We start from the raw sequence: 23,363 nt of genomic DNA, 5'->3' as shown, positions 1-23,363 counted from the left end.
TCTTCATTCTACCAAAAGTCATATACGGAAGTTGATGTTTGAAACAATAGTCCTTACAAAAAATAGTGAAAATGATTGAAATATTCAGAAAAGTCTATTATAATCAATTATGTAATTTAGTTACAATTATCCTAATTGTAAGGAGGTGATTAAAATGAAACGTAACGAATGGATCGCGATTTAATGAGTTGAATGAATACTTACTGAACAGAGTGCATCACAGAGAAGCGAAGTATTCAGCTTCTCTGTGAATTTGTATGAGGAATAAAAATAGACGAGAGTTGGGTGAGAGAATTGTCAAAAATGAAAAGTTATTATGAAGAGCATCCGCCTTTATGGAATTTTCTTTATCCGTTTTTTGGCCAAGCTAGCCAAGAAGGAGCACAATCTCGTGTGACAGAATTTATTCAAAAAGAACGAACATTTCAAAAAGGGAAAAATGCTTTATATTTACATATCCCTTTCTGTGACACCATCTGTTCGTTTTGTCCTTTTATTAAATCTACGAAATATGAGCCCATTATCGGAAAGTATATTGATGCTTTAATCAATGAGATGCGTATTTTATCACAATCCCCTAATATCCAAAAAATGACTTTTGATGTGGTGTTCGTTGGTGGAGGGACTCCTTCCATTATGCCCCCTGAACTAATCTATCGACTTTCGACTGCAATAAAAGAAAATTTCACACTATCTCCTGATTATGAATGGACTTTTGAATGTGAAGCAAAAACAGCTACAACGGAAAGAGTGGCTGCCATGGCTGAAGGCGGAGCAAATAGAGGAAGTTTTGGTGTCCAAACATTAAACGAACATTATCGGAAAATGTTCAATTTAACGGCTAGTTTTGATCAAATCTCTCAGACTGTTGACTTAATGAAGCGTCATTTTCAGTCTTATAATATTGATTTGCTATATCAGTTGCCTGGCCAAACGATAGAAGAGATGATAGAGGACATAAATGGTGTGATGGCATTAGGGAGCACAAGTATTGATACTTATCCATTAGAATACATTGCTTGTTCAAAGGGATGGTTATCAAAAATCAATAAAGGGAAGGTGCCTATGCCACCAAATCCTAAAGAAAAGTTTGAGTTTAGTGACGCAATGTATCGTCACTTAAAAACGAATGGCTGGCATCAAAATTATGTCTATACGTTTATGGCTCCGGAGCATCAGAATAAACGTTTTCAATATGGCGAAGTGATTTACGGTGGTTACGAAGATCAATATATTGGATTGGGGACAGGAGCGATCTCCTACATGCAAGGCATGATATGGGCAAATGAAAGAAATACTCAAAGATACATTGAAAGCCTAACGAATCAAGAATTACCTATCGTTAAATCTAGAGAGTATCATGCTTTTGATAGAAGACTCATCTTTTTCCCTAAAACAATGAAAATAGAAAAAACGCACCTCAATCAAATGCCACAGCGTGAGGAAATCTATCGTAAACTACAATTCCTCATGATGAAAGGAGTAGTTGAGGAGGCGGAGCAATATTTTGTTATCAAGGAAGAAGCGAAGCCATGGTATCCTGCGATTTTAGTTGACCTTATACCAGAAAAGGAAAAAGAAAATTATGATCAAGCCGTGGAGTTTATGCAAAAAGAGCTAGGGTGGTATGAGACGACTGAGGTGCTCCTCTAATGGTTTTAAAGGAAGAAACGGCATCTCTTTTCAAAGATCAAAACTTTGTTTGTTTCTTTATTGGACAAAACTTATCTGCCTTTGGAGATTGGTTTAGAACGATTGCGACGATCGGTTTAATCTATGAACTCACTGGCAGAGCGACCCACCTAAGTATTCTATTTATTTGTTCAATGCTCCCTCTCATTTTAACATCTATGCTTTTGAGTCCAATTATTGATAAGTTTTCTTACAAAAAAGTTGTGATATTCGCAGATGTGGCACGTTTCATGATTGGACTGGGATTTGTTTTAGTTGTCACAATGAATGTTACACCGTTTATTCTCTATTTGTTATTAGCGTTAAATGGTGCTTTCTCGGGTATATATCTGCCTGCTCGTTCATCTATGATACCTGAAATCATAGACAAGGAGCAGCTTTCTAAGGGGAATAGTATACTGGCCACATCTTTTAGCGCCTCTATGCTCATTGCGACAGGGTTAGGTGGATTGGTGACAGAAATCTGGTCCATTTCTACAATTTATTTAGTAGATGCGATGACATTTTTATTATCAGCCATGCTGCTAATTCCTATCAAAGCGAAAGAAGCGTCTGAAAAAAAAGAGTATGTGTCGTATGTTCAAAGCTTTAAAGAGGGCATTAAAGAAATCAAGGGGTCACCCAAAATTCAAAGTGCCATATGGATATTGATGTCAAGGGAATTTGCTTTAAGCATCGTTTATGTTCTGTTTAGTCTGTACATTTTGGAAATAGCAAGAGAAGGGAATTTTGGCTTGGGACTTGGCCATACAATAAGTGGACTAGGACAAATTATTGGTGGGATTACACTCGCAGCGTACTTTAAAAAAGTGAAATTCTCCTTTCAGTTTTATAAAAGGTGGTCAACGTTAGCAATAATATTGTTGGCGATATTACATGCACTCTCCTATCAACAAACGTCTTTTATTGGGTTTTTGTTTGTTGTTTTATTAGCCAATCTATTATATAGCCCCGTCGAAGTTTTGTACTCTACAAACATCATGACCTATGCAAGCAGTCATTTAAGAGCCAGGGTTTTTTCGGTAGGTCTTGCATTATCGCGCATATTTTATATTAGTGGGTTTATCATCATGGCTTTTATAGGAGATTGGATTCCTATACATGTCATCGCTCTAGGGATGGCAGGCCTTGTGATAGTAGCTGGCTTGTTGAATAGCTTACTGTTACTGAAAGGGGATCATCAAGATAAATCCAAAATAGAAATGCATTCACTGTAAAGGAGACTTTGATTACGCAATGGAAACTGGAAAATTAACAAAAACAGAAATCATCACATCGCTCCAGACGAGTATTCGTGAGCTTGAGGAGCTCATGCAGACATGTGATGAGCACACGTTAGATCAATCTATAGGAGAGGGCAAGTGGTCGATCAAACAAATCGCCGGACATTTGTTTGATACAGAAGAAGTCTGGTCAGAGCGAATAGAGCAGGCGATATCAAGTGATCACACGCCTTTTCAATCGTATGATCCTGAAATTTATGTGAAGGAAAGAGCTTATGAATTGTATAATGCTCAGGAGATCAATTCGATGATCAATCGCTTGAAAGAGAGAAGAAGCAAAACGCTTCAGTTATTAGAAAAGGATATATGGGATCAATCAGGTTTGCATCCGGAAGAAGGCGTGATGACAGTTCAAATATTAGCTGAAACCATCGCTTTACATGAAAATCATCATCTGGCTCAAATCAAAGCCATCATGTCAATGAGTGAATCATCTACATGAGGAGGTGTTAATAAATGAAGCATCAAGAATTGTTAATTGATGTGAATTTTTATCAAGCACGTGATTCTCTATTAGAACAAGCCTTCTCTCAAAAAGAACAGAAAGAACCAAAGTGTGAATCACACAGTTCAAATCCAGTCACTAGCGAGAAAAAATAGATGGGCATATGTGAAAAAGCACCTGTCATCGAAACAGGTGCTTTTTCATATCACTTATACGTGCCCGCTGAAAACATGTCGTTTAATTCTGCTGCGCGTTTTGTCGCTGTTTTTACACAATCGACAACCGCTTCTTCAAATTGATAGGAAGCAAGTGTGTTCAGTCCGGCTTCTGTTGTTCCGCCTTCGCTTGTGATTTCTTTGCGCAGTTCAGCAGGTTCTTTTCCGCTATCCTGAAGCATATTGGCAGCGCCTGCAATCATTTGGCAAATGAGCAATTTTGCTGTTGCTTGGTCCATCCCAAGTTCAGAAGCGCCTCGCTCCATTCCTTCAATCAAATGATAAATGAAGGCAGGGCCGCTGCCTGCGATTGCTGTGACAGCATTCAGCTGTGATTCGTCTAATACCGTCACATGACCAATCGTTTCAAACAACTCAACCGCCTTTTTCTTTTGCTCCTCAGTGACCTCATCACTTACGGCAATGCCTGTTGCTGATTGCTGAATCGCCGCTGATGTATTTGGCATCGCGCGAACCACCGCAGTTTTCCCGCCAGCATAGTGTTGAATCGTTTCAATGGAAATACCCGCTAAAATAGAAATGATCAGCTGTCCATTTAAGTAAGGGCGTACCTCAGAAATCCCGCTTTCCGCATCTTTCGGTTTTAAAGCAAATACCAAAATATCCGCTTCTTCATAAATAAAGGAACGAGAGAAATCCGTTTTGATTCCATAACGCACCTTCAATTCGTCTAATCGTTTTTCGTTTGATTTATTTGTGACAATGATATCTTCATTGGACATGATGCCACTTTTTAATAAACCTTTAATCATAGACTCCGCCATCGAGCCTGCGCCGATAAATCCAATTTTACTCATAAGCTGCTCCTCCTTGTAGAAAATAAAAAAACCTCTCGCCAGAAAAGGACGAAAGGTTTTTCGCGGTACCACCCTCAATTAGCATGCAAACATGCATACTCAGCTCTAGTCCCTTAACGCGGGAAACGTTTAGGTTTGCCTAACAGCTCAAAGGGCAGGTTCAGCAAATAAGAGGATGGTGAAGTCTTACAGCCAGCGGACCTCACTCTCTTACATCATTATTTTGCTTACTAATCCTTGTCATCGCGCATCTTATATTTGTTGTTCATTATGCAACGATGGACAAGTTTGTGTCAATAGGGTCAGATAAAAAAATTGACCATCCAAACCGCATGACAGTCTGCCCTTTGCAAGATACAATGAATAAAGAAGATTGAGTTGTGCTCATTCATGAGTCAAAAAGCAGGAGATGACGTATAAAAGTGAAAGAAGACATCATTCAATTATCCATCCCTACACCGTTTGCCGTTGGGGATGTGCATGCATATGTATTAAAAGGAGAGGCCGTGACCTTAGTGGATTGCGGGCCGATGACACAGGAGGCGGAGCATGCCTTTGTCGCGCAATTAAAGGAACATCATTTATCGATAGACGATATTGATCAAGTGGTTTTGACCCATCATCATGCAGATCATGTCGGCCTTTTAAATTTGATGAAACCTCATGTCCGTGTGATTGGACACCAGTTAAATGAGCCCTATATTAGTCAGGATTCAGTATTTAAGCAGCGCCAAATAGACTTTATGGATCGTTTTTTTCAGCAGTTAGGTGTGCCGCTTCGTCAAGATGAGTGTGGAAAAATCGTGAAGCAATCTTATACATATTCTTGTACTGCACATGTAGATGACGTCATAAAAGAGGGCGATCGTTTGAAGGGGCATGAACACTTCTCGGTAATGGAGACCCCTGGACATGCTCAGTCTCATCTTTCATTTTTAGATGAAACAACGGGGAATTTCATTGGTGGCGACCTTTTGCTGACGACCATTTCCTCCAACCCATTAATGGAAGCGCCGAATGAAGGCGAGGAACGTCAAAAATCGCTACTTCAATATAAAGCATCACTCAATCGATTATTGTGTTTGCCAATCAAGACCATCTATCCGGGACACGGTCAGCTGATTACGTCTCATCATGAATTGATCGAAGAAAGATTTAAGAAACAAGAGAGGCGGGCAAATACGATTTGTCAGCTGCTCAAACGAAAAGAAATGACCGCTTTTCATCTTTGCCGCACGCTATTTCCAGTGCTGTATGAAGAAGCATTATTTTTAACGATGTCTGAGACGGTAGGGCAGCTGGATGTACTCTTAGCGGCTGGACAAATTGAAGAAGTGCAAAAAGACGGCATCCTCTATTACCGAGCAAACTAAGGAGTGAAACGCATGGGGCGATTAACAGGAAAGAGAATATGGATTACAGGTGCATCTGGCGGCCTTGGTGAAAAAATGGCTTATTTGGCAGCAACAGAAGGTGCAGAAATCATCATTTCAGCAAGACGAATTGAAAAGCTTGCTGGTGTGAAAGAAAAGATCATGAGCGCTGGTGGTGTGTGTCACATCGCTCAGCTTGATGTCAGCCAGCTTGAGGACATTGATCGAGCGTATCAAGAAGTGGGAGCTGTCGATATTTTGGTCAACAATGCCGGATTTGGTGTATTCGATCTTGTAGAAGATGCGTCCATTGAGGAAATGGTATCGATGTTTGAGGTGAATGTGTTTGGCTTAATTGCCTGCACGAAAAAGGTCATCCCAGAAATGAAACAAAGAGGGCAGGGACATATTATCAACATCGCGTCTCAGGCAGGGAAAATTGCCACTCCCAAATCTGCGATTTATTCAGCATCAAAGCATGCCGTCCTCGGATTCTCAAACAGCCTCAGAATGGAGCTGGCAGACTGCGGGATTCACGTCACGACGGTGAACCCAGGACCGATTGCCACAGATTTTTTTACCATCGCAGATCGCAGCGGTGAATATGTGAAGAACGTTGATTTTATGATGCTTAGTGCTGATAAGGTGGCAGGGAAGGTCGTATCTGCCATGATGACGAAAAAAAGAGAGATCAATCTGCCCGGCTGGATGAACGCTGGGAGTAAACTGTATCAATTATTCCCGTTTTTATTTGAAAAGGCAGCACGTAAAGCGATGATGAAAAAATAACACAAAAAAGAAACCGGCCATCGCCTGGTTTCTTTTTCTGTTGGATAAGACGTCATTTATAGTCTTTCTATACACGCCTTGCAGCTTGCTGAAGCGGGTCCCATACACTGTTAAAAGGCGGTGCATAGCTAATATCTAAATCTTCAAGGTCTGTCATGGTCAGCTCTTGGTAAAGGGCAGCTGCCATGACATCGATTCGTTTATCTACACCGTCTCTACCGATGATTTGGGCACCAAGCAAGGTGTGGTCATCGCTTCTGTAAATCAGTTTTACTTTCATTTTGTGCGCATCTGGGTAATACCCAGCGTGATCAGTACTGTCAATGGTGATGGTGGAGAATGGGATGTCCGCTTCTTCTGCTTCTTTTTCTGATAAACCCGTTCGTCCCGCTGTCACGTCCATAAATTTCATCACCGCTGTTCCGGTCACGCCTTGAAACGCCCGGTTTGTCCCCGTCATATGAAAGCCTGCGATTCTCCCTTGTTTATTCGCTGTCGTGCCAAGTGGAATATAATCCAGTGCTTTTTTTATGCGGTGATAGGTCGCTGCGCAATCCCCGGCAGCATAGATGTCTTTTACATTGGTCTGCATGTATTCATTCACCGCAATTGCCCCATTTTGAAGCCGCTTGATCCCTGTGCTGTCTAAAAAGGCTGTTTGCGGAGTGACACCGATGGCGATGATGACCATATCCGTTTCAATGGTTTGTTTGTCTGTGTGAACAGCTGTTACATGTGTCTGGCCCTCTAATGTCTGTACGGTTTCTCCAAGCACCACATGAATACCTTGATCGTCCGCTTCTTCTTTAAGATATCTTGCCATATCGGGGTCAAAGCCTGGACCAAGTGTTTCCCCTCGTTGAATGATATGAACGTCTTTTCCTAGCGCTTTTATATTTTCTGCCATTTCTAAGCCGATATATCCTCCGCCGATGATGGTGACATGTGTGACGTCTTTTTTTAAATGGTCTAAAATGGACAGCGCATGCGGGATTGTTTTTAATACGTGTACGCCTTTTAATGGCTGGCTATCTAAATCCAGTGTAACGGGGCTGGCTCCTGTCGCAATTAACAGACGGTCATACGTTTCTGTAAATGGTTCTTTTGTTTTGGTGTGAACCCCTGACACCGTTTTTTGCTCTGGATCAATAGAGGTCACTTCGTGTAAGCATCTGGCATCAATTCCATATTTGTCGCGAAAGGTTTCAGCGCTGCGTGCGATGAGCTTTCTGTGATGATTAATGAGACCGCCGATCAAGTAGGGGAGTCCGCACTGCCCATATGAGAAAATCTCTCCTTTTTCAAAAGCAACAATGTGTGCGTCTGGATCCTCTCTATATATTTGCATAGCGCAGCTCATTCCTGCTGCATCTCCGCCAATCATCACATATTTCATTTGGTGTGCTCCCTTCTATCTATCAAACTGAATACTTTTATTTACCCTCATTTTCCTTTTTTTAATGCTTTTTTTTCGCAAAAGAAGCAAACTTTAGTTGAAAAATAAAGACAGCGCCTTCATTTTAGGCTACAATCGGATTATCGTCTTTTTGGTTACGAGTTTAGTGAAGATTGGTGGGAAAGACTTTGAGCGACGAACGACTAGATTTTAATACACTATATACACGCCATACGAGAGAGGCCTGGGCAGCTCTTGGGGAATATATGCCGGTATCTGTTTCAGAAGAGGAAGCAAGAGCGCTTCAAGGGTTAAACGACTATTTGTCGCTTGAAGAAGTTCGAGATATTTACATACCACTCATTCGTTTTCTGACATTACATGTCTTTGCTGAAAAGCAAAAAAATCAGCATGTAAATGCTTTTTTAAACTACCCGCATCATGCCAAAATCCCCTTTTTAATTGGGATCGCAGGAAGTGTGGCTGTTGGGAAAAGCACGACTGCGCGTATTATTGAAACTCTTTTATCAAGGCTTGGAGATGGGCTGAAGGTAAGTCTTGTGACAACGGATGGCTTTTTGTATCCTCAAAAAGAGTTAAAAGATCGAGGGCTGATGGAAAAGAAAGGCTTCCCGGAAAGCTATGATGTCAAAGCCCTTCTTTCTTTTTTAAATGAATTGAAATCAGGTAAACAAACTGTGCATGCCCCGGTGTATTCGCATCTTACCTATGACCGGCTTGATGGGGTGTATGAAACAGTGGAGGATGCAGATATTGTTATCATCGAAGGGATCAATGTGCTGCAATCACCAGCGCTGGATGATCTGAAGGATGAACCGCGTGTGTTTGTATCAGATTTCTTTGATTTTTCGATTTATGTAGACGCCGCTGAAACGCAAATTCAATCATGGTATAAAGAACGGTTCCGTTTGCTTCGAGAAACAGCCTTCCAAGACCCTGAATCCTTCTTTCATCAATACAAAGATTTGACGGATGAAGAGGCGGATCAGATGGCAAGCACGATTTGGAATACAGTGAATCGCCCTAATTTATATCAAAATATTTTACCGACAAAATATCGAGCTGATCTCATTTTGAAAAAAGGCGATCAGCATAAGGTGGAAGAGATCGCCATCCGCCGGGTATAAAGAAAAACCGCTCAAATCAAGAGCGGTTTTTTTTAATGACCTCCACTTACTTTAACAGCCACGGCTGCCGCCGATCGTTTTTTCAGGCGGTAGTATCCAATGAGTAAGAACGGTACACCTGCAATCGTGACGATAGACAGCACTGAAAAAATAGAAAGGGGATGGGCTGCGCCAAAATAGTCAATACACACGCCACCGACAAAGGGTCCGACGACACTGCCGAGCTGAGAAAATCCCATCGCGCCAAAGTATGATCCCTTCACTTCAGGCTTTGCAATATTGTCTACAAAAAGATCCATCATCGCAAACAGCAGCACTTCACCAATCGTAAACACGACAATGATGAAAGCCAGCATGCCAAGACTTTGTGAAAAAGCAATGGCAAACAAACTGCCTGCAAGAAGAACATTCCCAGTAGTTAACGACAAAATGGTCGAGTATCGCTTAGCGATCATAATCAGCGGGTATTGCACGACAATGACCACCACTGCGTTTAAAGATAAAAGATACCCAAACAGTTTGGGTCCATCCTCAATCATAGGGGATGCCGATAAATATTGAGGCAGCGTAGAGCTAAGATGTGAATAGCCGAACGAACATAACGTAACGCCAATAAGGATAATGCTAAAGACCGTATCTTTTTGGATAATGGAAAGGGCTTTTTTGACGCTGATTTGTTTGGTGTTTTCTGGTGCAGCAACTGGATGTTTCTGAAATTGCCATGCCAGTGTTAATCCGTATAAAAAATAAATCAAGGCAGCGACGAGAAATGGAAAGGTTGTTTTCGATGACCCGAGATATAAGCCAAGCAGCGGTCCGAAGATCACACCAATGTTAATGGCCGTATACCGTAAATTAAAAACAAACAACCGAATGCTTGACGGGGTAACATCTGATAAGAGCGCCTTAGATGTTGGTTCAAACAGTGCCCGGCACAGCCCGTTTAAAGCATTCATCATAAAGAAGACCCAAATGGCATCTGCAAACGCAAAGCCAACAAAGACAAGTGTCCAACCGAAGATGGATAGAAGCATCACCTTTTTTCTGCCGATTCGGTCAGAAACATAACCACCGTAAAAACTCGCAACGATCCCAATAAGAGAGCTAACGGCAATGATTAATCCAGCTGAAGAGGCTGAGGCGCCTTTGACTTGTGTCAAATAAACAGCTAAAAAGGGAATGCTCATGGACGTCGCCATTCGGCCAAATATCGTACCGATGATGATCGTCCAACTAAGTGGATGTAAAGTACGTAAGTTATTTTTCATGCTGTTTCTCCCCTGAGTTTGTAAGATGTTCCAATCATACATGAAAAATTGTGCAAATTAAATACACAATTTGATGGAGGAGAGATCCGCCATATGGCAGAGAAGTTTGAACCGGTCGCGAATTCGGAGAGCATGTTTTTTGTTGACGATGTATTTGAGGCCTTGATGGGTATTGATTTTTCAACAAAAGGAAGCGGATGGCTTTCCGCTGATTCACACTGTCATTTGACGACAATCAATCGAGATCAATGGCGACAATTTGCTGCAAGGACAGGTTTAAAACATCTTCATCATTGACGATTTTCATGCGCTGCGTTTCATAATGAATGGCTTTGACCCAGCCCCAAAACTGCTCTTTCACACCTGAAGAGACATACGTCATGCAAATGGCGCGATCCTCGGTAATCGACTGTGTGATCAAAAAATTCATTTCCTCTAGCTGATCGGTGCTCAGCGGGGGAGGTGTATATTCTTTTTTCTTCCGTTTTTGAGCAAGAAGCTGCTCCCGGTGCTCTGGCAGCATCATTCGGCTTGATTCCCACATGATGTTGTATCCAGGTGTTAATTTATTGGGATTCATGGTTATTTGCCTCCGTTATTTGTAATGTCCGCCAATTTTTTCGGCGCGGTGATATGCCTGCCCTGCGCTTGTGAGTGACGAAGCGTGCAGTAATGCGGCAGGACCATACTTCATATGAATCGCATCGAATACTTTGCTGAGTTTGTCTTTCTTAACATGGTGATCAAATAAAGTCAGCTGATATTGGCTGTCAGACTGCAGCTGTGAGAGAGTAATGCCCACACTGCGAATGGGCTGACCATCCCAGTGCTTCTGGCATAGCTGAATGGCTGCCTTTGCAATATCCGTGCCGTACTGTGTGGGTGAATGAAGCTTGATTTGTCTATGAAATCCTGTCGGATGTGAAAAGTCAGCGCCTCTCACGCCGACAGACACCGTTTGCCCAAGATAATGCTTAAAACGTGCACGCCTTGCCACTTCTTCACTCAATTCAAGAAGGGCAACTTTGATGTCCTCAAAAGATGCATAATCATGGGGAAGGGTCATATGATGCCCAACGGCTTTTTGCTGATCATGTGTGTGAACGGTGACCGGTGAGGGATCGAGCCCTAAAGCTGTTCGCTGCAAAAGCTCCCCATTGATTCCCCAGCGTTTTTGTAGCCGATCTAATGGATAAGTAGCAAGCGTCCCAATGGTACTGATGCCCATTCGTTTTAAATGATGCTCCATTCGTTTGCCGACGCCAAATAATTTCCCGATCGGAAGCGGCCATAAATCAGCAGCAGCCCGGTCTGCACTAAGTTCATAGATGCCAGATGTGTTTTTTTTAGCGAAATGGTCACAGGCCATTTTAGCGAGTACTTTATTAGGACCGATGCCAACACGGGCGTAAATGCCAGTCTGGTTCATAATCGTTGTTTGTATATTTTGAGCGATCTCCCGCGGAGAGCCGAGTAGTGTCAGACTGCCTGTAATATCAAGAAACTGCTCATCAATTGAATAAGGTTCGACAAGGTCTGTGTATTGTTCAAGCAGTTCTGTAATCATGACAGAGATATCAAGATAGCGTTGCATACGTGGACGTACGACCACTGCTTCGGGACATTTTTCCTGTGCCTCCCATAATCTTGATGCATTTTGCACGCCTCGTTTTTTAGCGAGAGGGCAGGCTGCAAGGACGACCCCGCTTCGCCGCTCTGGATCTCCTGAGACAATGAGCGGCACATCCTCCAAATGAGGAGCCTCCACTTTTTCTACTGATGCATAAAATGACTGCATATCCACAAGCAGAATCGCTCGTTCATTCATTGCTTTCACCTCTTAGAACATATGTTCCTATTGTAACCGTCAGAAGGCGAAATTGATACTGGTAAATCATTCAAAGAAAAGAGTGTAGATCCATACAAAAAAGACGAAGTGTCTTCCACTTCGTCTAATCTAATGAAAAATGAGCGTATTTTTAAGCGTGTGCCATGTTGTGGGATGTTTGGAGCGGTTCAGAACGCAAACGATAAGCCGTCAGCTTTTTCTTTGGCTTATGTGTAAACTGCCGCACCACATCCACGTGGTCATCGTAATGAAACAGATAAAGGGTAACATCCTGCTTGCCAAGCTTTGTTTGCATTGTAAGCGGAGCTGGCCCTTCCTTCGGATGAAGAAAACGCTCTTCATCACCAGGATAAATATAATAGCGTTCAATAAAGATCGCATCATTAAAATGTTGAATGATTTTCGATTTTTGCTGATCATCGAGCGGACGACCTTGAAAAGTCAAATTTGTTTGATCACTTGTTACTTTTGCATGCACCGCATAACGACTAAAAAGACGTTCAACAACACCTGAAGGAAGCGAAGTGACAAGCAACTTTAACAGACTAAACACAACAAGCGAAGTAACAATCCAAACCAATATCATCATCTCCAATAAACATTTGTTACATTTCCTATATGAACCATCTTAACATAACAAAAGAATAAAACTTTCGCACAAAAAGTGAACTTTATGAAATAAGTGTGAAGATTTAAAAGAAGATGGCGGATGAAGCACGAAGAACCAACAAAGTTCAAATGAAAAAAGGCTGACATATGATCTTTACAAACAGTTAATCGGACAGGTAGACTATTGAAACAACAGCTTTTTTGTGAAAAAAGAGACCGATTAAAGCCGAAATTGAAAAGGGGCGAGGCTGTAATGATACGTCAAGTGAAGCCATCAGATTTTTACGCCGTCACATCCGTCATTCAAAGCTGGTGGGGAGGCAGAGATTTGTGTGCAAAATTGCCAAAGCTATTTTTTGAACATTTTCAGCAAACAAGTTTTGTCGTCGTTGAAAAAGGAGAACTGATCGGCTTTTTAGTCGGTTTTCTATCACAATCTCATTCAGATGAAGCCTACATTCATTTTGTAGGTGTATATCCAGATCATCGGAAATTAAAGATAGGAAAAATCCGGTATCAAGCCTTTTATGATGTGGTAAAACAGGAAGGAAGAACAACCGTTAAAGCGGTAACAGCACCTGTAAATAAAGTATCGATTGCCTATCATGCAAAATTGGGCTTTCAAATTGAAAAAGGGGATAAAACTGTAGAAGGAATCTCTGTGTTTTCAGACTATGATGGAATAAATGAAGATCGTGTTTTATTTGTGAAAAAGTTAGAGGCAATGCAATGATTGTCAATTTAGATCAAACAATAGGAGAGGTAGCAAAGCAGATCTTACATATTCAACTAGCTGCATACCAGCAAGAAGCTGAACAAATTGGCTATGCCGATCTTCCGCCATTAAAAGAGACCATTCAAGATGTAATGAAAGCAAAAGAGCAATTTATTGGTTTTGAGCAAAAGGGAATCTTACTAGGTGTTGCCTCTTATGAAGAGCAGAAAGATTATTTGATCATTAGTCGATTGGCTGTGCATCCAAAAGCGCTAAAGCAGGGTATTGGAACAAGACTTATGTCTACAATTATGGAGAAAAATGTCCCTATAGAACTGACCACAGGGCAAAAAAACACCCCTGCAAAAAAGCTATACGAAAAGCTAGGATTTTTTGAAACAAATGTGATTCATGTTGCAAAAGAGCTCACCTTATCAAAAATGAAATGGACACCGAGGCGAAAGGTTGAGGTTGTCGAATTCAAAAAAGAGTGGCATGAAGAATTCCATCAAGAAAAGCAGCGACTCAAGCAAATTATTCAAAATAGCTGGATAGAAGGACATCATATTGGTAGTACGTCAGTTGAAGGACTTGTTGCCAAACCAATTATTGATATCTTAATAGAAGTAAGTCATATAAAAGAGATCGATAGAAAAAGAGAGAGCTTTGAACATCTCGGATATCAAGCGCTAGGTGAAAATGGCATAAAAGGGAGACGTTTTTTTCAAAAGGGTGGCTTGAATCGTACCCATCATGTCCATGTTTATGAGAGAAATCATCCTGATGTGAAAAGACATTTATTGTTTCGAGATTACTTAAGGGCCCATCCAGAACGAGTTGTAGCGTATGCGTCTGTCAAGGAACAATTAGCAAATCAGTATCCGGAAGATATACAAAGCTATATGGCAGGAAAGAATGAAATCATAAAAGAAATAGAAAACGAGGCATATCGCTGGGATAGAGAAGGAAGAGAGGAAGCTCTTAAATAAGCTACCTCTTTTCCTCGTTAATTAGGAAGCTGAACATTGCCTTTTACAATATAGGCCTGTGAAGCAGCAGTAGATGGAAGAGCGGGTAATTTATCCTTTACTATGACCCCGCGGATATCTGTGATTCGAACAGGAAGAGATTTAGATCCCATATTAAATCCAAGGAAATGGTTGTAGTCTGTCTTTTCCATGTTCACCCATTGTCCATCTTTGTAATATTCCATTTTCATAATCGGATATTTATGATTGCGCACTTGAATCGCAGCCCACCACTCACTGCTACCTTCTTTTATTCTGTAAGCTACATTTCCGCTAATCGGTGCTTTTACAATTTTCCAACTAATTGGGATTTTTCCGTCTGCCATATGACCGATTTTGGCAAAGGCATTATGCGAAAGATCAAGAGCTCCTTTTGCTCCTTCTGGATATTTATCGGTTACATACACAACGGTTTTTCCTTTTGGACCCTTTACCTCAAGGTAAGCCCCTGCAAGTGCCGCATTTATCCCTTTATAGTTATAGTCATGGGGATTTAAAGCCGTAATTTTCATGTCAGATGGAATAGGATCTAATAATGCGGCGCCCCCTGAGTAACCAGATCCCGTATAAGTCGCATAGCTTTCTCGTACTTCATCAAGGACAGATGCCGCTTTCATGTTTGGCACAGCGAAACTCAACATCAATATCAGTGCCCCGATGAAGCAGAGAGATAATCTTTTTTTCACGATCTAAAACCTCCTGTTTATTCCTTTAAAATTGGTAGCGTCATAAGTATAATTCTAAAAAACAAGAAGCAAAAAGAGCCAATGGATAGATATAATCCTAGTGAGAAGAGCGTGTATTTCAAAGAATATGACTTTCGGATTTAGTCGTGTGTCATGTTTTATGGTGTTTTATGTGTTACAATATAAGCATCAATTTAAAAAGGATGTTCGCCATGTATATTCACATCACAGAACTGGCTAAAACATATATAGAAAAACAGCAAACAGGAAACGAAACTAAGGAATTACTGCTTCGCTACGATTCAGAAGGTTGTGGCTGTGCAGTGAGTGGCGTACCAATGCTTTGGTTAACAAGTGAAAGAACAGGTGAATGGGAACAACTGAATAATAGCCAACATTTAAAACTATATATACACATTGCACAGAAGGTATTCTTTGATGAGGAAATGACCATCGATTTTAATGAAAAAGCCAATACATTGATGCTGAAAAGTCCTCAGCAAATACTCAGTCCAAGAATGGGCATACTTGTAAAGTAAGGTGGAAACGTAGTGGATCAGAAGCTTAGCGTGATACAAAACACGGCACAAAATAAAACATGGGTGTCGTTTTTAAATAACAATCATCCCTATAGCCTTTTGCACTGGTCAATAGGTGGAATGGATTCAGTGAAAAAGGACGTCTGGCTTCTTCAAGACGAAGTCACATTTGAAACGGAAGAATTTCCAACGCTCGAATTAGCTGTCAATTGGATCAAAGAGAATATGGAACAAGTAACAGATGTCTTATAAAAAGCCCTTTGCTGAAGGGGCTTTTTTTTCTGCCATCATCATCTCATCAAACAACAGGGCTGTCTAATCTAAATAAAGCTCTTTTTAAACGGCAAAAAGCAGTTTTTAACAAAAGAATCGACAAAATGAGAAAAACGGAAATGAAAAAATGGTGGCTGTAAATGCCGAAAAATAGGCAAAGGAAGCGTTTATTGCGGGATACCGAAAACTTTGCGAAAAATGACATTTCATATTTCTTCCATTCGAGGAAATGTGATAGAATACAACATGTATCGTATATGAGGAGGGAGGTGCTAAAGTGAATTGAAGCTCAAGTTGTCATCGCCTCAGGTTGGAATCAAAATAAACGAATGGTATAGGCAGATTTGCGGATTTCATGTCATGAAAGCAGAGAAGCTGAAGGCCGAGATCGAGCAGGAAATCCTTGAGATGGAGCAGGATCAAAACTTGTTATTGTTTTACCAGCTGATGGATTTTCGCCATAAGGTGATGCTTGAATATTTTGAACCGGCAAAGAAAGCTTCGAATGATGAAGAAATTAAGAATCTTCTAGAAACGATTGAACATTCGCAAACGAAATTAACGGATATGCTTGAATACTATGTTCATTTTTTCACAGGAATGTTTGAATTTGAGCAGAGAAACCATTTGAGCGCCATTGCTTATTACCGTTCAGCAGAAAAAAAGCTCAATCTCATATCAGATGATATAGAAAGAGCAGAATTTTACTTTAAATTAGCAGAAATATACTACCACATGAAACAAACCCACTTTTCGATGCACTATGCCTTGCAAGCGTTAGATACGTATTCTGCCTACAGAACGTACACGCTGAGAATCATCCACTGTGAATTTGTCATCGGTGCAAACTATGATGATTTGAAAAGCTATGAACATGCATTACCCTACTTTAAAAATGCTCTAAAGCGAGCACGCTCAATTGGAAACCCTCGAGTCATAGGTTCGGCCCTTTTCAACTTAGGTAATTGTTATTACCAAATGAACGACCTTCCGGCAGCAAGTCGTTATCTGAAAGACTCTCTTGAAGTGTTTGAAAAGGAGAATTTAACCCATCTAAATCGCTCTCTAGACCCACTATTTATGCTGACACAAATCCTGTTTAAACAAAAAAAGATAGAAGAGTCGTTATCCCTCTATCAAAAAGGTATTATGAAAGCCTGTGAATTAGAAGATGAAATTTACATCTGCAAATTTCAGTTTCTAAAAGCACTATACGTTGATGCAGAAATAAAGATCATAGACGATACATTAGACCTGCTCGAGGACAAGCGCTTATACCCAGATATTGAGGAATTGGCACTTGATGCGGCTCATTATTATAATGAGCTCGGACTATTTGAAGTATCTACCCGGTTTTACGAAAGGAAAATTCAAGCTATATCAAAAATTCAAAATGGGGGTCATTTATATGAAAATGAGTTTGATAGTTCTTTTATTGGCAGCAACTGCAGGATTATCGGTCATGAGTCAGCAGCAATCGGAAGAGAGCCATATGGAGCTGGCGGGCAGACACCATACAACAGTGGTGACTATCGTATAAGTTAGCTAAAAAAGAGGAGACGAACTGCTGTTCATTCTCCTCTTTCATCTTGATTGAGTTCAAATCTTTGAAGAAATGCTTGGACCTCTTGTTCATATGCTTCCTTATTCTCGCTAAAAGACATCGCATGCGTCCCATGTGGCGCTATAAATAACTGTTTATCACTTTTTTTTCGTGCATATAACTGCTGACTTTGCTCACAAGGGATATAGTCGTCATGAAGGCTATGGATAAAGAGAACAGGCTCTTTCACCTGATCGATCACATCAAGCGGGGAAACTTGCCGGATGCGATATCCGTCCCGCCATTTTAACACTCGATCACTCAGTGGAAGAATCCAATGACCTGAAAGGCGAAAATCCGTTTTTAACCGATACACCAGCTGATCCTCAAAAGAAGCAAAGGGACAATCGGCAATGTAAAAATTGGCGGTTGCTTCAGGTTTTGCAGCATATAACAAGGTAGTGACTGCACCCATCGACTCTCCGTGCACACCAATGATGGCACTTTCTCCGAACCTTTTTCTAAGCCACTTCACCACCTGCGCTAAATCTTCTTTTTCATAGTATCCATAACTAGTGGTTTTCCCGCCACTCATTCCGTGTCTTCTATGATCATAAAGCATCACATTCCACCCGAGCTTTTGGAATAATTTCATATACTTAACTGAATTAATCAGACTGACTGTGACGCCGTGGCAAAGCACGATGGTGCGAGTTGTATGTGGAAACGGTACAAAATAGCCATGAAGATCATAACCAAAGGATGAGGGAATACAAACTTTCTCTTTTTTGAGCTGTTTAAATTCCTCGTGATGATAATGACCTTCATCTGATTCTCGTTTGATTAGCTCTTCATCCGTTAATTTACGAATATACATCATTTTATTGGTGAAAAAAATGCCGACTGCAACGAGTGGGAATAATATAAAGGCAAGTATAGCGATCCATTTCTTCATTAATCCGATTCTTCCTTTCCGAAGTTTTTCCTACGATGATCATACCACATGTTGGGAGATTGGCGTGACTCTTGCTCCGCAAATAAAACGGATGATACACTAAGGCAAAAGGAGAGAGGCAAAGTGGAAAAGACCAATCAAGATCAAGCCAAGCTAAAGGACGGCATAAATGATGATATGAAACAGCAGCTCCTTCAAATGAAGAAGAACCTTGCCGTCGAGACAGAAAAAAGAGAAGAACAAAAACGACAGGACCTCCTTCGGCAGCAGAAAGAAAAAGAAAAAAACAAAAGCTTCTCAGAGCTGCTAGATGAAAGTCATTTAGATTGGAGAAAGTATAAAAGCTAAAAAAGGGAGCTATGATGCTCCTTTTTTTCATGTCATCATAATGGAGGTTGATCAACACCAAGTTAGCTTGTTAGAAACATATGTGCTTTGAGAGAAAACACTTCTGATGCCTTCGTATATCACTTCATTTCAGATTCGTGAAAATATGATTTTACGTTCAAATTAAACTAATCCCATAACCTATTTTATAAATGATGGAATGAGTAAGTTAAACGGGGAGTATTGATTTATTTAAATTCCTTTTTATTACAAATATAGGATTAAAGACCCTTTTAATAGAGAGTCATTCCTCTTATAATTAAGTTGTATTACAAAATTTGGTAATGGAGATGATTCACATGAAATTGAGAAGAACAATTACTGGAGTTGCTTTATCTTTAGGATTGCTTTTACCTGTTTCTGGACAAGCTCTTGCTACTAATGATTCAACGGATGCGGATTTGCGTACGAAGGTTACTACAATTGTAGATTGTTCTATAACTCCTTTTAAAGGCGCAAGTAATCGATTATGTATGCATTCAGATAATGGCGTTTTTGCAAATAGTTTCGACCGTTTTGGTACTACATTTCACCTCAAAGGCAAAGCTGGAAATTATGCATATTATGAAAGTGCAAGTAGATAAGAAAACGGGGTCTTTTAGCCCCTCAGGCTGTCGAGAAAATCTCGACAGCTTTATTTTTTTCCTTAAAATTTACATCTCCTCATTTTATCATAGAGAAAATCCTATTAAAGGAAGGTGTTTTCCTCATGTTCCACACTAGAAAGTCTTCTCAACACGAAGCCAAATTTGTATTACTAGATCAATTGATCGAAAAAACATTAAAAAGCAAGACATGTCTGGGAAGAACATCATAAAGAAAAGATCAGACAAAATCGTCTATCTGTCTCTGGAAAACAGCTATATAAAAAAGAAAAAATAGAGCGAAACTCTGTAGCATGGGCTTCTCTGCCGCCGGTTGAGGGAAAAACATAAGTGAGCAGCTTCTTCTCACAGCTGCATGTCAGAACATGAAAAAGTTCAATCATCATACATAAGCTAAAATAAAAAAATTGTAGAAAAACATGAGTTTCTCTACAATCTGAGAGATCACATGACGTGATCTCTTTTTTACGTTCTATTCAAACGATGCGTCTCATACACAGACTGTTTTGTGAAATATGTCAATGCTTTTACTTCTTGATCACTTAAAGAACGTGCATTTGCCGCTGCGATATTTTCTTTTAACTGTTCAACCGAGCTTGCGCCAAAAACAACGGAGCTGACAGCAGAATGCTTAAGCAAATACTGAATGGACAGCTCGGTGAGCGATAGGTCATAAGCGACTTTCTTTAAAGAAGGAATGACCTGTTGAAGCTCCTCAAATGAGTATTGAAGATAGCCGTTATGTTGAATGGTTGCACTTGCTTGAAAGAGTGGTTTTTCAGTTAAAAGCCCTTTTGCTAAAGGCCCTCTTGCAACGACACTAATGCCCTGTTCCTCAAGAAGAGAAAACCATTCTTCTGGACGGCGGTCGAGTAAACTATATTGCATCATCACACTGACAATGTTCGATTTTTTGGCATATTCTTTAATGACATTAGGACGAATAGAAGATATGCCGTAATATCGAATGACGCCTTCTTCCACTAATTCTTCAAAAGCTTCAATGGTCTCATCAATTGGGTCATCGATCGTGCCGCCATGCAATTGATATAAATCAATATAATCTGTCTGAAGCCGCTTGAGGCTCTGTTTTACTGCCTCTTTTATGTACGACTTTGAAGGGTCCCAGTCCCAGCCCGGTTTGCCTTTTTCAAAGCGGTTCCCGCCTTTTGTGGCCAAAATCAAATCTTGCCTTCTGTTCTTAATGGCTTCCCCGACAATTTCCTCATTTGTCCCAAAATCATATAAATCAGCTGTATCCAAATAGTTAATCCCAAGATCAATGGCTTCATCTAATAAAGAGAGCGCTTTTTCTTTTTCAGTCCCAAGGGACATACATCCTAGTGCAGCCTCGCTCACCAAGAGATCAGAGGTACCAATTCGTCTTTTTTTCAATTTCATCACACTCCTATCCTTTCACATTAAGTGAAAAAAATTTGGAATTCAAGCTAGGTGATTGCAAATGGCGCATTGAAGCGAGCGTTCGCTCTTCGCTTCTCCTAAATCATCTATGTTAAAATGAATGAAGTAAAAAGTGAAAGTAGAACGAGGAGCTGACAAAATTGAAGGACTTTGAAGAAAAAACATTATCATCTAAAGAATTATACAACGGAAAAATCATTGATTTGGTTCTTGAAGATGTAGAATTGCCAAACGGAAAACAGGGCAAACGAGAAATCATCAAGCACCCAGGTGCAGTAGCAGTCATAGCGCGTACGGACGAAAATAAAATCATTTTGGTCAAACAATACCGTAAAGCACTAGAGAGGGCGATCGTTGAAATTCCGGCTGGAAAATTAGAACAAGGGGAAGAGCCGGCACATACAGCACTGAGAGAATTAGAAGAAGAAACAGGGTACACAACTCAGCAGCTTAAAAAGCTGACTGCTTTTTATACATCGCCTGGGTTTGCAGATGAACTTGTCCACATCTATCTTGCAGATCAGTTGGTTCCGCTTGAAGAAAAAAGAGAGCTGGATGAAGATGAATTTGTAGAAGTGATGGAAGTTTCATTAGAAGAAGCACTGCACCTCATTGAAAAACAGCATATTTATGATGCAAAAACAGCCTATGCCATCCAGTATTTACAACTGCAAGAGGTACTTGAGTCTACAAAATGAGGGAGTTTTTTGTCGACATCCATATTCATATAGGCAGAACGAGAACAGGTAGGGCTGTCAAAATTACAGGTGCAAGGTCGCTCACAATTGACCAAATTTTAATAGAAGCGTCAAAAAGTAAAGGGATGGGGATGATTGGTGTCATTGATGCACAATCTCCAGAAGTCCTAGAAGAGTTAATAGAGGGTGTAGAGGAAGGAAAGTACACTGAACTGAATGATGGAGGTCTATCATTTGGACAGACAGTTTTACTTTTAGGCAGTGAATTAGAAATCAATGACGACCATTCAAAGGGTCCAATTCACGTGCTTGCGTTTATGCCCACATTACACAAAATGTCTGAGTTCTCCGCATGGCTCTCACTTCATATGAAAAATGTGCACTTGAGTTCACAGCGCCTATATGTTGATGGGAAAACACTTCAGCACAAGGTTAAGGAACTTGGAGGGTTATTTATTCCTGCCCATATTTTCACGCCGCACAAAAGTTTATACGGTAAAGGGGTAAACACTTCTTTAACAGAAGTATTCGATCCAGAACTCATTGATGCTGTTGAGCTTGGCCTTAGCTGCGATACGTCAATGGCCTCCCAGCTAAGTGAGCTGAACCGGTATCCTTTTTTAACAAATTCAGATGCTCATTCTTTAGGGAAAATTGCGCGAGAATATACAAAAATCGAAATGGATCATGCCTCTTTTGCCGAATTCAAACTAGCCCTTCAAGGAAAAGATGGTAGAAACATCACAGGAAATTATGGACTCGCGCCGCGGCTTGGAAAGTATTATCACACAACCTGCGAGAAATGCGGGGTAAGACCTAATAACCCAGACCAAGCAAAATGCCACGCATGTGGACATAACCGGATGACAAAAGGGGTGAGTGAGCGTTTAAAGGAGCTTGCTGACCAAGAAAGTGACAAAGGGACGAGACCTCCTTATGTTCATCAGCTCCCTCTTCAATTTATTCCGGGAGTTGGAGCCAAAACGTTAGACAAGCTAAAAGCTGTTTTTCATACAGAAATGAATATACTTCATCAGGCAACAGAACAAGAACTAAAAGCAGTCCTGCCAGAAAAAACAGCCAATTACATCATCAAAGCAAGAAAAGGTGAAGTCGGACTGATCGCTGGTGGAGGCGGAGTCTATGGCAAGGTGGATATCAATCATGAGTCAACTTAAATGGACATGTCAAACATTTGAACAACTGTCCAAAGAGGACCTTTACCTTATTTTAATGGAAAGAGTCAACGTGTTTGTCGTAGAACAAACATGCCCTTATCCTGAAATCGATCATCGAGACCAAGAGGCTCTTCATATCATTGCAAAAGAGAATGGCACCATTGTAGCTTATTGCCGAATTTTCCAAAGCGGGATCATATACCATGAGGCATCCATCGGCCGTGTCCTTGTGACGCAGGCAGGACGGAAAAAAGGCTATGGGAAAATACTGCTTAGTAAGGCATTGGAAAAGCTTAGTGAATTAGGTGAAACAAGTGTCAAAATTCAGGCGCAAGCCTACCTGAAATCGTTTTACGACTCGTTTGGTTTCAAAGCCGTCTCAGATTGTTATGATGAAGATGGGATCCCGCATCTTGATATGGTGAAAACAGAAAGATAGGCGTGTATAC

At 40.7% G+C, this 23,363-nt stretch carries 26 protein-coding genes, 1 pseudogene and 1 other annotated feature; of the genes and pseudogenes, 18 read left to right on the top strand and 9 right to left on the bottom strand.

The window, feature by feature from the left end; all coding sequences use genetic code 11:
* Positions 1–303 precede the first annotated feature (303 nt).
* From C6W18_RS02400 to C6W18_RS19910, 4 genes are read left to right on the top strand one after another with little or no spacing between them, the layout of a single operon-like run.
* Positions 304–1,653 (top strand): coproporphyrinogen-III oxidase family protein, encoded by a 1,350-nt coding sequence (locus C6W18_RS02400; RefSeq protein WP_105925738.1) that lies wholly within the window; start codon positions 304–306, stop codon positions 1,651–1,653.
* The gene (locus tag C6W18_RS02395) at positions 1,653–2,909 is read left to right on the top strand and encodes an MFS transporter (protein ID WP_105925736.1); all 1,257 of its coding nucleotides are present in this window, start codon (positions 1,653–1,655) and stop codon (positions 2,907–2,909) included. The genes C6W18_RS02400 and C6W18_RS02395 overlap by 1 nt, the downstream gene beginning before the upstream one ends.
* Positions 2,910–2,928: 19 nt before the next feature.
* Positions 2,929–3,417: a DinB family protein gene (locus C6W18_RS02390; protein WP_105925733.1), complete on the top strand. Its 489-nt coding sequence runs from the start codon at positions 2,929–2,931 to the stop codon at positions 3,415–3,417.
* 14 nt (positions 3,418–3,431) lie between these two features.
* Positions 3,432–3,575 carry a hypothetical protein gene (locus C6W18_RS19910; protein ID WP_160171269.1) on the top strand — a complete coding sequence of 48 codons (144 nt, stop codon included), beginning with the start codon at positions 3,432–3,434 and terminating at the stop codon, positions 3,573–3,575.
* Positions 3,576–3,625: 50 nt separating this feature from the next.
* On the opposite strand, the gene proC is transcribed toward C6W18_RS19910, so the two are convergent.
* Positions 3,626–4,453: a pyrroline-5-carboxylate reductase gene (gene proC / locus C6W18_RS02385; protein WP_105925731.1), complete on the bottom strand. Its 828-nt coding sequence runs from the start codon at positions 4,451–4,453 to the stop codon at positions 3,626–3,628.
* 41 nt (positions 4,454–4,494) lie between these two features.
* Positions 4,495–4,706, bottom strand: a binding site (T-box leader).
* A 169-nt stretch (positions 4,707–4,875) separates the two neighbouring features.
* On the opposite strand from proC, the gene C6W18_RS02380 reads away from it, so the two are divergent.
* Entirely contained in the window at positions 4,876–5,826 is a 951-nt protein-coding gene (locus C6W18_RS02380) for an MBL fold metallo-hydrolase (protein WP_105925729.1), read from the top strand.
* 12 nt (positions 5,827–5,838) lie between these two features.
* The gene (locus tag C6W18_RS02375; protein ID WP_034319836.1) at positions 5,839–6,615 is read left to right on the top strand and encodes an SDR family NAD(P)-dependent oxidoreductase; all 777 of its coding nucleotides are present in this window, start codon (positions 5,839–5,841) and stop codon (positions 6,613–6,615) included.
* A gap of 67 nt (positions 6,616–6,682) precedes the next feature.
* Here the strand turns inward: C6W18_RS02375 and C6W18_RS02370 are convergent, their stop codons facing one another.
* Entirely contained in the window at positions 6,683–8,011 is a 1,329-nt protein-coding gene (locus tag C6W18_RS02370; protein WP_105925727.1) for a CoA-disulfide reductase, read from the bottom strand.
* Between the two features lie 188 nt (positions 8,012–8,199).
* Here C6W18_RS02370 and coaA point away from each other — a divergent pair, with 188 nt between their 5' ends.
* Positions 8,200–9,159, top strand: a complete 960-nt coding sequence (gene coaA, locus C6W18_RS02365) for a type I pantothenate kinase (protein ID WP_034319842.1) — start codon at positions 8,200–8,202, stop codon at positions 9,157–9,159.
* 32 nt (positions 9,160–9,191) lie between these two features.
* On the opposite strand, the gene C6W18_RS02360 is transcribed toward coaA, so the two are convergent.
* The 4 genes from C6W18_RS02360 to C6W18_RS02345 form a co-directional block, all read right to left on the bottom strand.
* Complete coding sequence (locus C6W18_RS02360) at positions 9,192–10,427, bottom strand: MDR family MFS transporter (protein ID WP_034319844.1); 1,236 nt, start codon at positions 10,425–10,427, stop codon at positions 9,192–9,194.
* 235 nt (positions 10,428–10,662) lie between these two features.
* Positions 10,663–11,007 carry a YolD-like family protein gene (locus C6W18_RS02355; RefSeq protein WP_034319846.1) on the bottom strand — a complete coding sequence of 115 codons (345 nt, stop codon included), beginning with the start codon at positions 11,005–11,007 and terminating at the stop codon, positions 10,663–10,665.
* A 15-nt stretch (positions 11,008–11,022) separates the two neighbouring features.
* The gene (locus tag C6W18_RS02350) at positions 11,023–12,255 is read right to left on the bottom strand and encodes a DNA polymerase IV (protein WP_034319848.1); all 1,233 of its coding nucleotides are present in this window, start codon (positions 12,253–12,255) and stop codon (positions 11,023–11,025) included.
* Between the two features lie 151 nt (positions 12,256–12,406).
* Complete coding sequence (locus tag C6W18_RS02345; RefSeq protein ID WP_105925725.1) at positions 12,407–12,856, bottom strand: YfmQ family protein; 450 nt, start codon at positions 12,854–12,856, stop codon at positions 12,407–12,409.
* Between the two features lie 282 nt (positions 12,857–13,138).
* Here C6W18_RS02345 and C6W18_RS02340 point away from each other — a divergent pair, with 282 nt between their 5' ends.
* Positions 13,139–13,618, top strand: coding sequence for a GNAT family N-acetyltransferase (locus C6W18_RS02340; RefSeq protein WP_105926365.1), 480 nt, complete (start codon positions 13,139–13,141; stop codon positions 13,616–13,618).
* Positions 13,615–14,589, top strand: coding sequence for a bifunctional GNAT family N-acetyltransferase/GrpB family protein (locus C6W18_RS02335; RefSeq protein ID WP_105925723.1), 975 nt, complete (start codon positions 13,615–13,617; stop codon positions 14,587–14,589). Before C6W18_RS02340 ends, C6W18_RS02335 begins: the two co-directional genes overlap by 4 nt.
* Before the next feature lie 17 nt (positions 14,590–14,606).
* Here the strand turns inward: C6W18_RS02335 and C6W18_RS02330 are convergent, their stop codons facing one another.
* Positions 14,607–15,314: an expansin EXLX1 family cellulose-binding protein gene (locus C6W18_RS02330; protein ID WP_034319859.1), complete on the bottom strand. Its 708-nt coding sequence runs from the start codon at positions 15,312–15,314 to the stop codon at positions 14,607–14,609.
* A gap of 212 nt (positions 15,315–15,526) precedes the next feature.
* Here C6W18_RS02330 and C6W18_RS02325 point away from each other — a divergent pair, with 212 nt between their 5' ends.
* From C6W18_RS02325 to C6W18_RS02315, 3 genes are all read left to right on the top strand, one after another.
* Positions 15,527–15,853, top strand: a complete 327-nt coding sequence (locus C6W18_RS02325) for an iron-sulfur cluster biosynthesis family protein (RefSeq protein ID WP_034319861.1) — start codon at positions 15,527–15,529, stop codon at positions 15,851–15,853.
* A gap of 12 nt (positions 15,854–15,865) precedes the next feature.
* Positions 15,866–16,105 (top strand): DUF2552 family protein, encoded by a 240-nt coding sequence (locus C6W18_RS02320; RefSeq protein ID WP_105925721.1) that lies wholly within the window; start codon positions 15,866–15,868, stop codon positions 16,103–16,105.
* Between the two features lie 303 nt (positions 16,106–16,408).
* Positions 16,409–17,671, top strand: coding sequence for a response regulator aspartate phosphatase (locus C6W18_RS02315; RefSeq protein ID WP_105925719.1), 1,263 nt, complete (start codon positions 16,409–16,411; stop codon positions 17,669–17,671).
* Between the two features lie 26 nt (positions 17,672–17,697).
* On the opposite strand, the gene C6W18_RS02310 is transcribed toward C6W18_RS02315, so the two are convergent.
* Entirely contained in the window at positions 17,698–18,624 is a 927-nt protein-coding gene (locus tag C6W18_RS02310; protein WP_105925717.1) for an alpha/beta hydrolase, read from the bottom strand.
* A 123-nt stretch (positions 18,625–18,747) separates the two neighbouring features.
* On the opposite strand from C6W18_RS02310, the gene C6W18_RS02305 reads away from it, so the two are divergent.
* The 3 genes and pseudogenes from C6W18_RS02305 to C6W18_RS02295 form a co-directional block, all read left to right on the top strand.
* Positions 18,748–18,972 (top strand): YqkE family protein, encoded by a 225-nt coding sequence (locus tag C6W18_RS02305; RefSeq protein WP_105925715.1) that lies wholly within the window; start codon positions 18,748–18,750, stop codon positions 18,970–18,972.
* A gap of 338 nt (positions 18,973–19,310) precedes the next feature.
* Positions 19,311–19,595 (top strand): LCI fold-containing protein, encoded by a 285-nt coding sequence (locus C6W18_RS02300; RefSeq protein WP_105925713.1) that lies wholly within the window; start codon positions 19,311–19,313, stop codon positions 19,593–19,595.
* Positions 19,596–19,802: 207 nt separating this feature from the next.
* A pseudogene (locus C6W18_RS02295) lies at positions 19,803–20,008 on the top strand (IS5/IS1182 family transposase); the annotation flags it as partial.
* Between the two features lie 73 nt (positions 20,009–20,081).
* Here the strand turns inward: C6W18_RS02295 and C6W18_RS02290 are convergent.
* Entirely contained in the window at positions 20,082–21,011 is a 930-nt protein-coding gene (locus C6W18_RS02290; protein ID WP_105925711.1) for an aldo/keto reductase, read from the bottom strand.
* Positions 21,012–21,178: 167 nt separating this feature from the next.
* Between C6W18_RS02290 and C6W18_RS02285 the strand changes: the two genes are divergently transcribed.
* Genes C6W18_RS02285 through C6W18_RS02275 form a run of 3 tightly spaced genes read left to right on the top strand, consistent with a single transcriptional unit; the run spans position 21,179 to position 23,353 of the window.
* Positions 21,179–21,736, top strand: a complete 558-nt coding sequence (locus tag C6W18_RS02285; protein WP_105925709.1) for an NUDIX hydrolase — start codon at positions 21,179–21,181, stop codon at positions 21,734–21,736.
* Complete coding sequence (locus C6W18_RS02280; RefSeq protein ID WP_105925707.1) at positions 21,733–22,914, top strand: TIGR00375 family protein; 1,182 nt, start codon at positions 21,733–21,735, stop codon at positions 22,912–22,914. The genes C6W18_RS02285 and C6W18_RS02280 overlap by 4 nt, the downstream gene beginning before the upstream one ends.
* A complete protein-coding gene (locus C6W18_RS02275; RefSeq protein ID WP_105925705.1) occupies positions 22,901–23,353 on the top strand; it encodes a GNAT family N-acetyltransferase in 453 nt (150 codons plus the stop codon). Before C6W18_RS02280 ends, C6W18_RS02275 begins: the two co-directional genes overlap by 14 nt.
* Positions 23,354–23,363 lie beyond the last annotated feature (10 nt).

The sequence above is a fragment of the Bacillus sp. LLTC93 genome (assembly GCF_002993125.1).
Taxonomy (GTDB): domain Bacteria; phylum Bacillota; class Bacilli; order Bacillales; family Bacillaceae; genus Bacillus; species Bacillus zhangzhouensis.
Note: the sequence above shows the minus strand (reverse complement) of the source record. Positions and strands in the feature narration are given on the sequence as shown.